At 66.6% G+C, this 13,667-nt stretch carries 11 protein-coding genes and 1 pseudogene; 5 read left to right on the top strand and 7 right to left on the bottom strand.

Annotation, left to right across the window (positions count from 1 at the left end):
- The coding region (locus AB0J97_RS50960; RefSeq protein ID WP_364104507.1) for a hypothetical protein at positions 1–3,185 on the top strand (3,185 nt) is incomplete at its 5' end.
- 237 nt (positions 3,186–3,422) lie between these two features.
- Positions 3,423–4,187, top strand: coding sequence for a transposase family protein (locus AB0J97_RS50965; RefSeq protein WP_364104537.1), 765 nt, complete (start codon positions 3,423–3,425; stop codon positions 4,185–4,187).
- A 375-nt stretch (positions 4,188–4,562) separates the two neighbouring features.
- Here AB0J97_RS50965 and AB0J97_RS50970 read toward each other — a convergent pair whose 3' ends face one another.
- The 5 genes from AB0J97_RS50970 to AB0J97_RS50990 form a co-directional block, all read right to left on the bottom strand.
- Positions 4,563–5,408 (bottom strand): SAVMC3_10250 family protein, encoded by an 846-nt coding sequence (locus AB0J97_RS50970; RefSeq protein ID WP_364104510.1) that lies wholly within the window; start codon positions 5,406–5,408, stop codon positions 4,563–4,565.
- Positions 5,409–6,506: 1,098 nt separating this feature from the next.
- On the bottom strand, positions 6,507–7,685 hold the full coding sequence (locus tag AB0J97_RS50975) for an ABC transporter permease (RefSeq protein ID WP_364104513.1): 1,179 nt from the start codon (positions 7,683–7,685) through the stop codon (positions 6,507–6,509).
- On the bottom strand, positions 7,682–8,338 hold the full coding sequence (locus AB0J97_RS50980) for an ABC transporter ATP-binding protein (RefSeq protein ID WP_364104516.1): 657 nt from the start codon (positions 8,336–8,338) through the stop codon (positions 7,682–7,684). The genes AB0J97_RS50975 and AB0J97_RS50980 overlap by 4 nt, the downstream gene beginning before the upstream one ends.
- Positions 8,335–9,354 carry a peptidoglycan-binding domain-containing protein gene (locus AB0J97_RS50985; protein ID WP_364104519.1) on the bottom strand — a complete coding sequence of 340 codons (1,020 nt, stop codon included), beginning with the start codon at positions 9,352–9,354 and terminating at the stop codon, positions 8,335–8,337. Before AB0J97_RS50985 ends, AB0J97_RS50980 begins: the two co-directional genes overlap by 4 nt.
- Complete coding sequence (locus tag AB0J97_RS50990; protein WP_364104522.1) at positions 9,351–9,830, bottom strand: hypothetical protein; 480 nt, start codon at positions 9,828–9,830, stop codon at positions 9,351–9,353. Before AB0J97_RS50990 ends, AB0J97_RS50985 begins: the two co-directional genes overlap by 4 nt.
- Before the next feature lie 89 nt (positions 9,831–9,919).
- Between AB0J97_RS50990 and AB0J97_RS50995 the strand changes: the two genes are divergently transcribed.
- From AB0J97_RS50995 to AB0J97_RS51005, 3 genes are all read left to right on the top strand, one after another.
- Positions 9,920–10,573, top strand: a complete 654-nt coding sequence (locus tag AB0J97_RS50995; protein WP_364104525.1) for a response regulator transcription factor — start codon at positions 9,920–9,922, stop codon at positions 10,571–10,573.
- Positions 10,570–11,700, top strand: coding sequence for a HAMP domain-containing sensor histidine kinase (locus AB0J97_RS51000; protein WP_364104528.1), 1,131 nt, complete (start codon positions 10,570–10,572; stop codon positions 11,698–11,700). The genes AB0J97_RS50995 and AB0J97_RS51000 overlap by 4 nt, the downstream gene beginning before the upstream one ends.
- 547 nt (positions 11,701–12,247) lie before the next feature.
- Entirely contained in the window at positions 12,248–12,685 is a 438-nt protein-coding gene (locus tag AB0J97_RS51005) for a MarR family transcriptional regulator (RefSeq protein WP_364104531.1), read from the top strand.
- A 603-nt stretch (positions 12,686–13,288) separates the two neighbouring features.
- Here AB0J97_RS51005 and AB0J97_RS51010 read toward each other — a convergent pair.
- Positions 13,289–13,519: a hypothetical protein gene (locus AB0J97_RS51010; protein WP_364104534.1), complete on the bottom strand. Its 231-nt coding sequence runs from the start codon at positions 13,517–13,519 to the stop codon at positions 13,289–13,291.
- Positions 13,474–13,667: pseudogene (locus tag AB0J97_RS51015) on the bottom strand (hypothetical protein); the annotation flags it as partial. The pseudogene AB0J97_RS51015 and the gene AB0J97_RS51010, both read right to left, overlap by 46 nt.

Genomic DNA, 13,667 nt, shown 5'->3' on the forward strand with positions numbered 1-13,667 from the left:
CCGAGCTGTGCCGCAGGCTCGACGGCATCCCGCTGGCGATCGAGCTGGCGGCGGTGCGGCTGCGCGCCCTGTCGGTGGAGCAGATCCTCGGGCTGGTGGCCGACCGGTTCGGCCTGCTGGCCGGCGCGAGCGGCACTGACCTGCCGCGCCATGCGACGCTGCGGGCGGCGATCGGCTGGAGTCACGAGCTGTGTGAGCCCGCCGAGCGGTTGTTGTGGGCGCGGTTGTCGGTGTTCGCCGGAGATTTCGAGATAGAAGCAGCCCAGTCTGTGTGCTCAGATCGGAGACTCCCGCCCGAGGACATCCCCGAAGTGGTGATGACCTTGGTAGAGAAATCGATAGTACTAGTCACGAGCAACCACGCCGGCGTGCGCTACAAGCTGATCGACACGCTGGCCGAGTACGGTGAGGAGTGGCTGGACAAGCTCGGCCAGGCTCAGCAGCTGCGGCAGCGTCACCTGGAGTACTACCTGGGTCTGGCTCAGCGCAGCGAAGACGCATGGTCGGGCCCGCGGCAGATTTACTGGATGTTCCGGATGCGGCAGGAGCACGACAACGTGCGAATGGCGCTGGAGCACGCGTTGTCGTCGCCGAGGCGGAGCGCGTTGGCACTGGTTTTGCTGGCGTCATTGTGGTTCATGTGGGTGTGCTGCGGTTTCGTGCGCGAAGGGCGGCTCTACCTCGAACGCGCGCTGGAGGCCAACCCCTCGCCGAGCAAGGAGCGCTGCAAGGCCCTGTGGGTGCTGTCCTACGTACGCAGCTCGCAGGGTGACGGAGAAGAAAGTCTCAAGGCGGCTGAGCAGTGCAGCGTCGAGGCCGTCCGGGTGGGCGACTCCCGGGCGGTGATCCTGGCCTCGAAGATGCAGGGCACGGCCGCGCTGCTGCAGGGCGATCTGCAGAAGGCCAGCGCGCTGCTGGGCGTGGCGATCGAGTTCAACACCGACAACAAGGAGCTCAACCCAGGTCTGCTGCCCGCGGTTGTCGAGCTGTCGCTGGTGTTGTCGTCGCAGGGTGAGCTGTTCGAGGCCGAGTCGCTGCTCCAGGACTGCCTTCAGGTGTGCCGGGAGCGCGGCGAGCTGTGGGTCAGCTCGTATGCCCAGTGGGCGATGTCGCGTACTGCCCTGGCCACCAACAGGGCGGAGGAGGCGCTGCACAGTGCCCGGGAGGCGCTGCGGATCAAGCGGCACTTCCACGACACGCTGGGCACGCTGCTGGTCCTGGAGACGACCGCGCGCATCCTCATCGCGCTCGAGCAGGCGCCGACGGCGGCCAAGCTGCTGGGCGCGTTGCAGCAGAACTGGCGGACGGCGGGCCTGCCACAGATGGGCGCCCCGTTCCTGACCGACGATCACGACGCGTGCGTCGAGGACTGCAAGTCGATGATGGGCGAGCTGGCCTACAAGAACGCCTTTGAGAACGGCGCCCGCCTCGACCTCGACGAGGCGTCCACGATCGCACTCGGCGAGCTTTCGAAGCCGTCTGTACTGGAGGTCAGAGTCCCGGAGTCGGATGGCGATGGGCTCGCCACGGTGGAAAAAGCTGTGGTGCGCGTAGTTGATGCGTTCGGTTTGGCCGCGCCCACGGAAGATGGGTTCCGTAACGATCGCCACGCGATGAAGTTGCACGCGGACCTTCCTGGCATCAATGTGCACGAACAACGTGAGGAAATGGATCGAGCACTACGTGAAGAGTCGCCGCGAGTAGACGTGGATCAAACCAGTGCCGTAGATGCCCTCTTCGCGGCCTTGGAGGGTGTCGACCGGGCGGTCGTGATGGTTGATCAAACCCTTCTCGCCAAGGTGAACGGCAAGGTGGACGCCAGACGACTATCGCCCGCCGAGCAGACATATTTGGACAACTATCGTCACCTCTTCAACGACCCTGTCATGCTGCTGCGTGAGCTCGATCAGCTGGGAGCAGAAACCACGGGGAGCCAACCTTGTCGTATTGAGGGAGCCCACCGCGAAACCATCATCGAGCATCTGGGTCAAGTTGCACTGGATGCACTCGAATCATGGGCGGCCACCGGAAATTATGAAATCCTGACCAATTTGCCTCTTTGGGTAAAACGGGGGTACACCGAGAGTCGGCTTCTAGGGCTTATCGTCAAGACCCAGGCGGGGAGCGATGAGCAGACAAAGAAGATGGTCGCGAAACTATGCCCGCCTGGCTCCTTGTCCAGAGAGCCGGAGCAGCATCGTCGCGCCTGGGATGCGAGTCCTCGGAGTTTTCGTGAGGACCACCTGGTGAGGCTGCGGTCCAATTCTCCAAGGTTAAGTGACGCCGGGGGTTATGTGCTGCTCCAAGAAGTAGCGGGAGGCAGCTTCGCGGAGATGTGTCAGCTGGAAGAGATCAGGTCCCGTCATGAGATTATCGAAGCTTTCCAGGTGGTGCTGAAGGGGCTCCTCTGCTCCTGGAACAAGCGCCGGCCTGACCCCTACTCCCATATTGATTCCGGCAAGTATCTTCAAGGTGAGCTGCGTCGAACGCTCGGCCCGAATGGAAAGTTGCGCACCTGGGCCCAAGGGCACGGACTGCTCCAAGCGGAACGTCGCTGGATAGTATTCGAGGGGGAGAGGGACGCGCCCATGCTACCCAATCCTCTCGCCATGGCGATGGGAGAAATTGTCGGAGGGCAGAACATTCAGCACTTGCGGGGACTGACGCACGGTGATCTGCATGGCGGTAACGTTCTCATGCCCCGCACCCGGGACGGGGTGCTGCGGCCCGATCGGTTCAGGCTTATTGATCTGACCACTTTCGACGAGAGCGCGCCGCTGACGAGAGACCCTGCCATGCTCTTGCTCTCAATTGTCGCCAAGCATATCCCGGTTGATTCACGTGCTGAAGAGGAGTTGTTTGAGCAGATCGTCCGCGGCGCAGGCCGTGATGAACTCTTTGCGCCGCTGATAAGCATCTTGCATGACACTGAGGGACAACTGATCCCGGACGACTTCCGGGATGACTGGCGCAACCAACTTCCCTTGTCACTGCAGGCTGCCGCATTACTGCATTGTACGTTCGACAATCTGGACGAGCGGGTCCGTTGGTGGTTCTTCCGTTTGGCGGCCCGATGCGGTGCGGATTATCTCCATTCGGCCGGCTCCTCCTTAGGCACGCTTGGCGGAACGCCTTATTCTCTTGGGCGTGAGATCATGACGGGATTCCCCGCGCCATCACGTTGAGTCATTTCCAACCCCACGGTTCCAGTCGGAAGTGGCGCGAATTGCGGTGTGTGCTTGTGGGGAGGCCGCTGATCAGGCAGCGTTAGACCAAGATTCGCTGCCCCGACCGAAGCTCCGTGGCTGCCTGCTCCAGGGCTCGATTCCGTTGTAAGCCTCACCTTGAACGGAAGCAATTTATGGTTAAACGGCATGGTAGTCAGCGGCTCATGCGCTGATTCTTGAGTTGGATGCGACGTACTGGACGATCAGGCCGCCCTGGTCGCCCGCCGCCCGGCCGAGCTGCTCCGCGCCCAGCAGACCAAGCGCCGCAGCCGATGGCGGCGCCTGGATGTGTTCCGGCAAGCCCTGCTCGTGCTCGCCCACCTGCGCAACGGAGACACCTACGCACGCCTGGCCGCGGGCTTCGCCAGCGGCACCAGTACCGCCTGGCGCTACGTCCGCGAGGCGGTCGACCTGCTCGCCATACTCGCCGACCACGTCCACGCCGCCGTCTTACGCGCCGGCCAGCTGGCCTACGCCATCTTGGACGGCACTCTGATCCCGATCGACCGGCTGGCCGACGAACGGCCGTACTACTCCGGCAAACACCGGCGCCACGGCGTGAACGTGCAGGTCCTGGCCGATCCGACCGGCCGGCTGGTGTGGGTCTCACCTGCGCTGCCCGGTGCCACGCACGACCTGACCGCAGCACGCGCCACCGGCCTGATCGACGCACTGACCACCGCAGAGGTGAAGACCTTCGCCGACAAGGGATATCAAGGCGCGGGCGGCAGCATCCGCACGCCGTTCAAAGGACATCGGCTGCGGCCGCCGCTGTTGCGCCATCAGCGCTCAGTCAACCGCACACACGCCCGCATCCGCGCCTGCGGGGAACGCGCTGTTGCCACCTTGAAGACCTGGAAGATCCGGACCCGGCTGCGCTGCTGCCCGCACCGCGCCACCACGATCGTGCAGGCCATCCTCGTCCTGCAGCTCATCGAAGAAGGCCACCACTTAGGATGAAAAGCGCTCATGCTGTATGCGTTCGCCCTCTCCCGGTGGTTGGAGCTGGCGCCGCGACGCGAAGCCTCCGGACGGCCATGACCTGGGCAGATGTGACTATCGGCAGGCGCAGTGATGGTCGGCTTAAGCCGAGCTCGAAGGCGGATCCGGTTGGGTTGCGTCCACTACAGACCCGCTGGCGGGAAGCGGTCTGAAGGATGTGATCAACCGGACGACCGCAGCCCGGCGAACTACGAGGAGTTCGAAAGTCGAGGGTCTCCAGAAGGATGATGGGATCACGCCTGCAGAAGGGGCCGCGAGCCGGGGTGATGCCAGAGAATATCCGCACCGGAATTTCGCTGCCGATAAGTATCGCTCTGGCCCGTGGTTGAGGGCTCAGGGAGCGGTATTTGTACGTTGACGTCGTCTCGATGAGTTTGCATGTCGTTCCACAAAGAGAGGGCTGGCGACTACCAGTTGGCTGGTATCGAACTTGGAATCGAGATGCAAGACTGCGGTCACTTGAGCATAGCCGGCCATCCAGCCTGCCATCTGTGATGCAAGCGTATCCACGAACCTCTCAGTGGGCTCATTTCGCTTCAGTTCGTGCTGGAGAATCTCGCCAGGGGTCCGTTGAATCGGTAAGCCCAGGTCGAGATCGCGTAGTGTTTGGCCAGCGTACTTAGCTGGCTCTATGAATGGTGGCAGGTTCACGGTTTTATTGTCTATCCGTTCGCGAATCGTCTCGTTCTCCTCCTCGGCGATAGTAGCCAGCCATTCGGCGAAAGCTGGGCCATGGGAGAAGCTGAACGAGGTTTCGGGAACGTCGGCGGCGCCGACCAGATGAGCAGGTGACCCATGAAGGAGTAGACGCGTAACCGTCGGAGAATCATGGGGTGTCGGCTCCCAAAAGAAGAGCATGGCGCGAGATTGCCCGTACTCGTCTCCCCATCGTCGAAACTTGTAACTGAGGCGTGCCTCAAATTTCACCCATTGGCCAGGCTCAAGTGCCTCGTCTAAATATGATGCAAGAGGTCGATGGGCTCGCTCAATATAGCGGATGACCTGAGCAAGATTGAGGTGGCGGACTGAGGTGCCGTTGGCCAGTGAGACACTTGCCTCTCCCAGTCCAAATGGACCTTTGATTGCCAGGCCGGTGATCCGCTGCCACCAGCCACTCGCGGATCTTCTTGGGCTGAACTGCCTGAGCTTCCGCTCTGACACGTAGACAAGCTCCCGCATGGATCAATCATGGCACCAGTTCGAACCCTGCGGCGGGCTGGAAAACGATGGTCCTTCGATGGCTCAACCACGGTGCAGGGCGCAACAGCGCCAATGCCCAGAAACAGCTTGGAGCTGGGTATGGGAGGTCGGTTGCGCGGCTCAGATCAATGGCGGCCCTGATGCTGGTCTGCGGGCGGTCATGAGGCCGGAGTGGCCGGCTCGTACCGACGAGATCATTCCCGCGAGGAGTCGGTGTGCGGCAGCTGCCTTGACCCGTGGTGGGGCCGCGGGCCGTCGAGGTGGGAGGGGCGTCTGCTGTGGCTGGCTCTACAGATACGCGCGAATCAGCGCCTGTGATCGCGAGTCTTGGCTCATCGCCTCCATAGCGCCAGGCGAGGGAGGCCGGGGACCCTCTGGGGACCACACGCCCTGCTCGCGCCAGCGGGGCCTGCAGGCCGACGAATGGCGTGCTCAGTGCGAGAGTGTGTTTGACGTGCGGAAACGCTTACTCCCCTGTTCTGGGGGTCAAGGGGTCGCAGGTTCAAATCCTGTCGTCCCGACGGTGTGATGTCTCGGGACATCGGAAACCCTCGAACCTTTGGGTTCGGGGGTGTCGTCTTGTTCGGGTTTGCCTGGGGCTGGTAGTCGCGGGCGGGGTCGAGGATCAGCTCGCGTAGGAGTTCTCCGGTGACGGCCGTCTGGGTGGAGGTAGCGCTGTGTAGTCGTCAGCAATCCGTGGCCGGCGATCTTGCGAAGGACGGGGAGGGGAACCCCGCGTCGGCCATACGTACCGGCACTAGCCCGTCCTCAGAACCAGCGAAGTGCCGACGCCCATCGGCAAGTCGGCACTTCGGCCGGACGGCTCCGGCACACGCCGGAGCTGCCCGGCCACCCTCATCAGCCTCCCGGACTTCGAAGGCGCCGGCGAACATTGCAGCTACGGAGGCCGCGCCACGTCCACCAGCACATGTTCACCGGCCTCGTACGCCGACTTACCGATCAACAGTGCCTCACGACGTAAGCCGAAACCGTGGCCGCCGGGCCTGGACTCACCGCGTTCCCCGCACCGCCGCGCCCAGCGGCCAGCCGCCGATCCAGTGGTGTGACGGCGGCTGGTCAGGGCGAGGCCAGCGCCTCTGTCGGGGCCAGGTGGCCGGCACGGATGGCGGGGTAGAGCCCAGCCAGGCCGCCGATCATCAGGGTTGCGGCCAGACCGCCTACCAGTGCCCAGATGGGGATCACCATCGGCAGGGCCTGGATGGCCGCGTACACACCGGTCACCGCGATACCCAGGAACAGGCCGCCGATACCGCCGAGACCGGACAGCAGCAGCGCCTCGGCCAGGAACTGGACGCGGATCTGCCCCTGCGTGGCCCCCAGTGACCGGCGCAGCCCGATCTCGGCTTTGCGCTCCAGGACCGCGATGACCATGGTGTTGGCCACGCCCACACCCCCGACGACCAGGGCGACCGCGCCGAGGCCGAGCAGCAGGCCGGTCAGGGCCCGGTCCGTCGCCTGTCGGGCGGCGAGCGCGTCGGATGGCCTGGACACGTTCACCTCGCCGGGCACCTGAGGCTTGGCGGTGGCGGCCAGCACGGCGCGCACCGCTTCCACGGCCGAGTCCTCGGTGCGGGTGTAGATCGTGGTCGGATGCCCATCGAACGACAGGTACCGTGCGGCAGCGGGCCAGCCGATCATCGCGGAGGAGTCCAACTCCGGCGCGAGCGGTGCCGGGTCCAGCATCCCGATGACGGTGAACCAGTGTCCACTCAGGGACACCTGCCGTCCCAGCTCTGTGACGCCCAGCCGTTCAGCCGCCGTCGAGCCCAGCACGACGGCCGGGTACCGGGCCGTCGCGCCGTTGAGCCAGGTGCCTCGCGCCACAGCCGCCCCGACGAGATCGGGGACGGTCAGCTCTGTGGCGACGACGGCGATGCCGCCGCTCTCGGCCGCAGGGATCCGGTCGTTGCGGTAAACGTGCGCGTCGGGCAGCAGCGCGGTAGCGGCGGCACCCGTCACCGGGCGGATCCTGCGGATCATGGCCGCCGCCCCCTGCGGCAGCTGCGCCTGCGCGCCGAACACGGTCTGGCCCGGCGCGACCGTGAGCAGGTTGGTGCCGAGCCTGGCCAGGGTCCGGTCCAGCTCGGCTCGGCTGGAAGCGGAGATCCCGACGACCGACACCATCGCGGCGATCCCAATGGCGACGCCGAGGGCCGACAGGAGGGCGCGCAGTGGCCGGGTGCGCAGCCCGGCCCCGCCCACTCTGATCACGTCCCTGGCCGACAGCGCCGTCATGGCAGCACCCGCCCGTCCCGCATGCGCACCTGCCTGGGCAGGGCGTGCGCGATCTCCAAGTCGTGTGTGATCACGACGATCGTGGTCCCTGACGCGTTCAGCTCTCGTAGCAGCGCGAGCACGCCCGCGCCCGCCGCCGAGTCGAGGTTTCCCGTCGGCTCGTCGGCCAGCAGCAAGACAGGCCTGCGCACAGCCGCCCGTGCGATGGCCACGCGCTGCCGCTCACCGCCGGACAGCTCGTGCGGCCGGTGCCGAACGCGACGGCCGAGCCCCACCTGGTCGAGCGCCTCCAGCGCCCGGGCGCGCCGCCGCCCGAGCGGCACCCCTGCATACAGCAGTCCGTCGGCCACGTTGTCCAGCGCCGACGCGCCTGTGGTCAGGTGGAACTGCTGGAACACGAACCCGATCCTGGTGGCCCGCAACTCCGACAGGGCGCGGTCCGGCAGTGTGTCCACGTCCTGGCCGTCGAGGCGCACCCGGCCGCTGGTGGGCCGGTCCAAGGTGCCGAGGATGTGCAACATGGTGGACTTTCCCGACCCCGACGGCCCGACGATGGCCAGCAGCTCGCCCTTCTCGACCTCCAGCGAGACGTCATCCAGCGCGATGACACCACCGGGGTAGGCCTTGGTGACGCCCTCGAGCCGCGCGATCATGTCGGCATCCCCACCTTCAGTCCGGCGGTGAGCCCCTGGCCCGACACCTCGACACGCCCACCGGCGAAGAGCCCCGTCCGGACCGGAACGACGCGGCCGTCCGCGAGTTCGACGCCGTACCCGCCCTCGGACAGCGCCAGGAGCGCCGCGACCGGCACCGTGAGAACGTCCTTGCGCACCTCGGAGACGAGCGTCACATCGACCGCCGCCCGGTCGTAGCCGACGGCCCCGATCGCCACGGTCAGCTCCACCTTCGTGGTCGTGCCTCGCTGATCGGAATTGACCACGAACTGTGCCGTGGTGACCTTCCCCTGAACCTGCTCGCCGGCCGGTGTCCTGACCGTCGCCGCAGCGCCGATCTTGGCCAGCCGGTACTCCGTCTCGTCCAGCCGCACGGTGACCAAGTGCGCGGTCCCGGTAACGGTGAGGAGAGGAGAGCCCGGACGGACAAGCGTCCCAGGCACTGCCGTCTGGTCGTTGACGCGGACGGCGTCCGGCTGGAAGACGACCCGGCCGAGCTCCACCACGCCGGTCTGTTTGACGCCGAGGTCCTTCTGCCACTTGCGTACGGCCCGCGCGCTCTCCCCGCTGAATACGTCATCGATGGTGAAACCGTGATAGCCGAGTTCGCGCAGATTCTCTTCCAGCTGCCGGACATCGGCTCCTCGCACGCCGGACCGCAGTGTCCGGTAGGCGGGCACCTTGCCGTACAAGAGCACGGTGGGGACCTGGTCGACCTTGAACAGCACGCCACCGCGCCGGACCATCGAGCCGATGGCGGGGAGCGCGGTGACCGTGCCGGGGGCGGCCGCGGCCAGCGGACGCTCACGGCCGTAGCCCACGATCCCCGTGGCCGTCGTGGTGTCGGCCAGGTCCTGCTCGGTGACCTCGGCGAGAGCGGCGGGCACGGCGTCGCGGGCGACCGGTTCGTCTCCGCGCCCGCCGAACACGATCACCGCGGTGGTGGCGCAGACCGCCGCGAGGATCAGCGACCCGGCCGCGAGCCGGCCGGTCATGCCGCGCGGCACTTTTCCATGGCGGCCTTGAACTTCGGGTCGTCAGGACCGGCTCCGAGGGCGCCGACGTCCAGCTTGAGCCTTCCGCTGGAGTCGGGGTCGGGGAACGTGGGGTACCCGTTCTCGCGCATGCACCTGGCCTGCTTGCGCGCGCTGTCGAGATCTTGCGGACTCGGCTTGCCTCCCTGACCGCCGGGCAGGAGGTGACCGCACTTGGCCATCGCGGCGTCCATCTTCTTCTTCTCGGCGATGTCGCTGCTGACCTCGAAGCGGCCGTTGGTCGGGTCCTTGATGTCGACGCCCTCACCTCGCATGCACCGAGCGAAGGCCAGCTCGCCGTCGCCGGCGGCCGAAGGGCTCGCGACCGCGCTCGCCGTGGCGCCGCTCGCGGTGGCGACCCTGGTCTCAGGTTGGGCGCCGCAGGCGGTAAGGACGAGGCCCATGGCGAGGAGCCTGATCAGCGTCTTCGTCTTCATGGCCCGGAGTTCATCGCAGAGCCGATTACCGTGGCGTTAGCGCGAACGTTAACGGTGGCGATACACCCAACCGGATAGAACTTCTGAGCGTGCGTGTTCTGATCGTCGAGGACGAACCGGTGCTGGCCGACGGCATCGCCGAGTGGCTGCGTCGCGACGCGCTGGCCGTTGACGTGGTCAACGACGGCGGCTCGGCGCTCGAGCGGCTCGGAGTGAACGACTACGACGTGGTCATCCTTGACCGTGATCTGCCCGCCGTCCACGGCGACGACGTGTGCCGATCGATCGTGGAATCGGCCACACGAACCCGCGTTCTCATGCTGACCGCTGCTGCGGCCGTACGGGATCGGGTGGCGGGCCTCCAACTCGGCGCCGACGACTACCTGCCCAAGCCGTTTGCGCTGGCCGAGTTGTCGGCCAGAGTGCAGGCGCTGCTGCGGCGCACCGGGCCCGCCACGCCTCCGGTCCTCAGCCGCCGTGGCATCCGGATGGATCTGGCCAGGCGGGAGGTGTACCGCGATGGGCGTTACGTCGCGCTGTCGCGCAAGGAGTTCGCCGTTCTCGCCGAGTTGCTGCGCGCCGACGGGGCGGTGGTGTCGGCCGAGGACCTGCTGGAGCGGGCCTGGGATGAACACATCGACCCGTTCACCGGCGTCGTGCGGGTGACCATTCTGAAGCTGCGCCGCAAGCTGGAGGTCCCCGTGATCGACACCGTTCCCGGAGCCGGGTACCGGATCGCATGAAGAAGCTCACGATCAGGGCCAGGCTGACCCTGGTGTACGCGGCGTTCTTCCTGGTGGGCGGAGTGGTGCTGCTCGGCGTGACGACCCTGCTGGTGTCCCAGCAGGTGCCGTCGGCCGTCAGTGGCAAGCACATTCTGTCGTCCACGCCGTCTGGACCGCCGATGGACGAGGGACGGCAGATGCTGAGCGAACGGATCCGTACGGCGACCACCACCTCGCTGATATCGCAGGGCGCGATCGGGTTGCTGCTGGTCGGCGCAGCCTCGGTGGGGTTCGGCTGGCTGGTGGCGGGCCGCGCGCTGCAGCCCCTGCACCGCGTCACCGAGACCGCGCGGCGGCTGGCCGTGGGCGCGGGGCGGGGACTGCACGAACGGATCGTCATGAACGGCCCGCAAGACGAGGTACGCGATCTGGCCGACGCCTTCAACCTGATGGTGGAGCAACTGGACGCGGCCTTCGACGGACAGCGCAGGCTGGTGGCCAACGCCTCTCACGAGTTGCGCACCCCGCTGGCCATGAACAGGACGCTGGTGGAGCTCGCGGTCAGCAGGCCGGGCGCCTCGCCGGACTGCATCCAGCTCGGCACGTCGTTGCAGACCGTCAACGAACGGCACGAACGGCTGATCGACGGCCTGCTCACGCTGGCCGACTCCGAGCACGGCATCACCGAGCGCACCCCCGTCGACCTGGCCGACATCGCCGGCCACGTGTGCGACCAGCGCGGCGTGCCCTGCGACGGCGCGGCCGCCGCGATCACCAGAGGCGATCCGATCCTGCTCGAACGGCTGGTGCAGAACCTGGTCGAGAACGCCGTCGAGCACAACGTGCCCTCCGGGCTCGTCTCCGTGACCACGAAGACCATCGGCGAGGATGCGGTGCTGACCGTGGCCAACTCGGGGCCTGTTGTGCCGCACTACGAGATCGAGTCGCTGTTCCAGCCGTTCCGGCGGCTCAACCGCGAGCGTACCGGCGGTGGGAGAGGGTTCGGCCTCGGCCTGTCCATCGTGCGCTCCATCGCCCGCGGTCACGGCGGCTCGGTAACGGCCGTCCCTCGACACGGCGGCGGCCTGGTGGTGACCGTACGGTTGCCGGGCCCGGGCACCGCCCCGCCGCGAGAGGCCGTGTGACGCACACGGCCGGCCATCCGCCGGCCGAGCTACCCAAGTGCCTGAGCTGCGGGGAACGGTGGCGGGCGATGTCGGCGTCGATGGCGCCGCGCACCAGGCCGATGTACGCGACGATCTACATGCAGAAGTCTGAGCACGTAGATGGCGGTATCTACCTCTCAACGGCCATCCACGGGACGTTCGAGTCCCGATTCGCCACCTCCCCGGCGCGGACCTCTTCGCACACCTGCGAGCAAGACTCCGGCCAACGCGGCGGCCACTCCGATGGCCAGCCAGCCGGGTGACCCGCCGGTGATGGGCCGGCAATCGGCGACGCACAAGATGGGATCGATTCGTACCAGGTCGGCACCCTGGAGGATCCACAGCAGACCCAACAGGATGAGGAGTGTCCCCCCGGCGATCCTGGCGCCCCTGCGCCACCTCACTGGACGCGCGGGGGAGGGGTGGGGCATCTCGTCTCCTTCGGCTATGCTGAAACTATTCAGGAAGCTTTATAAGGTGAGGTTATAAGGTGGCCGAACAATCTACAACCGATGAGCCGCTCCTGTTGCAGCTCATCGGGCAGACGTTCAACCTGATCCTCGACGGGCTGCTCCGCCACCTCGTCGAGAACGGGTGCAAGGATCTACGCCCCACTCACTACCTGAACGTGTTCCGGCTGATGGACTGCGGCGGCACCCGGCCCACCACACTGGCCCGCAGAGCCGGGATGACCCCGCAAGCGATGAGCGAACTCGTGGGTCACCTGGAACAGCACGGCTACGTGCGACGCGTTCCCGACCCGGCCGATGGCCGAGGCAGGGTTGTCGTCTTCGCCGACCGGGGCACCCGGGCCGCCGAGATCAGCGCCGCCTACTTCGCCGGACTGGAGGCCCGCTGGGCCGGCATCGTCGGGGCCGACGGTATCCAGGGCGTCAAGTCCACCCTCACGCAGATCCTCGCCGACCTGTCGGCCGACAACACCGCAGTAGAGGGCAGTGTCTGAGCAATTACGCCGGGACGATCCGCGTACCCGCTTCGCCTGAGATCAGCGGAGCGGGCGCTGTCATTTCTCCCTCACGTTTCAGCCTCTGAGGTCGTGGGGGTGCCGGGTCGGTGCACATGAGGGCGCGGCGGGGCAATCAACCGCAGGACCAGCTGCTGCAGGACGTGTCCGAGGATGACATGGAGCGAAGTCCACCACACCCGAGCCCGCGCCATGCTTGAGCCGCATGGCCACAGGTCAATGTCCGCGACCAACCTTCCGGACCCGGCAGGGCGACAGCTCGCGGGTAGGGGCGGGAACCTTGGTCGCCGGTCCCGTTCCCTGTAGTAGGAGCAGTCGTGGCGATCTGCCCGATCCAGAGTTGGCGGATAGCTGTTCGACCGCGAGGAAGATCGGGCTGAGCAGGGTAATACGCGGCCCCATCCACGTCGCTCCCGACAGTCTCCCGGGCGCCTCCCACGGATGGCGACCCGTAAGCGCGGCCTGCCGGCTGTTCAGCCGGCAGCGGTGCCGGCCCCCTGCTGAAACCAGGCCAGCACCTTGGGCGGCGAGAGCCTGAGCGAGGTCAGGTGGTTCACGTCGCCGACGTCCATGAGAGACGCATCAACGTGCCGCGCCCGTAGGCTTGCCGAGCTTGCCGAGCTTGCCGAGCTTGCCGAGACAGGCCGGGGTGAGGAGCTGGTCCACCGTGGACGGCAGAGCGGCCGCGATGGTGCCCAGGTCATGGCTCCCGTCGAGCAGGTCCGTCACCTGCCGCAGCCGGCACAGGACCCCGAGGGGCAGCGACGTCAGGAGCGCGGCGAGAAGGGCCCGGTCCTCGGGCGCGAATCGCACTCTGGTGTCAGCGCCGAGCCGACGTTCGAGGACGGAAAGCTGGTGACGTAGAACTGGAAGGGCTCCTCGCGGGGCGGCCGGACGGTGGCGAGCCGGGCGAAGTAGCGGGTCACGCGTTCGGCCAGCGCGGGGCCGAAGATGACCTCCC

This window comes from Nonomuraea sp. NPDC049607 (assembly GCF_040675375.1).
Taxonomy (GTDB): Bacteria; Actinomycetota; Actinomycetes; order Streptosporangiales; family Streptosporangiaceae; genus Nonomuraea.

Bases quoted from the DNA above. Each gene is read 5' to 3' on its own strand.
- AB0J97_RS50990 (WP_364104522.1), bottom strand. From the start codon at position 9,830: ATGAAGACGAAGACGCTGATCAGGCTCCTCGCCATGGGCCTCGTCCTT.
- AB0J97_RS50975 (WP_364104513.1), bottom strand. From the start codon at position 7,685: ATGACGGCGCTGTCGGCCAGGGACGTGATCAGAGTGGGCGGGGCCGGG.
- AB0J97_RS50980 (WP_364104516.1), bottom strand. From the start codon at position 8,338: ATGATCGCGCGGCTCGAGGGCGTCACCAAGGCCTACCCCGGTGGTGTC.
- AB0J97_RS50985 (WP_364104519.1), bottom strand. From the start codon at position 9,354: ATGACCGGCCGGCTCGCGGCCGGGTCGCTGATCCTCGCGGCGGTCTGC.
- AB0J97_RS51000 (WP_364104528.1), top strand. From the start codon at position 10,570: ATGAAGAAGCTCACGATCAGGGCCAGGCTGACCCTGGTGTACGCGGCG.
- AB0J97_RS50970 (WP_364104510.1), bottom strand. From the start codon at position 5,408: ATGCGGGAGCTTGTCTACGTGTCAGAGCGGAAGCTCAGGCAGTTCAGC.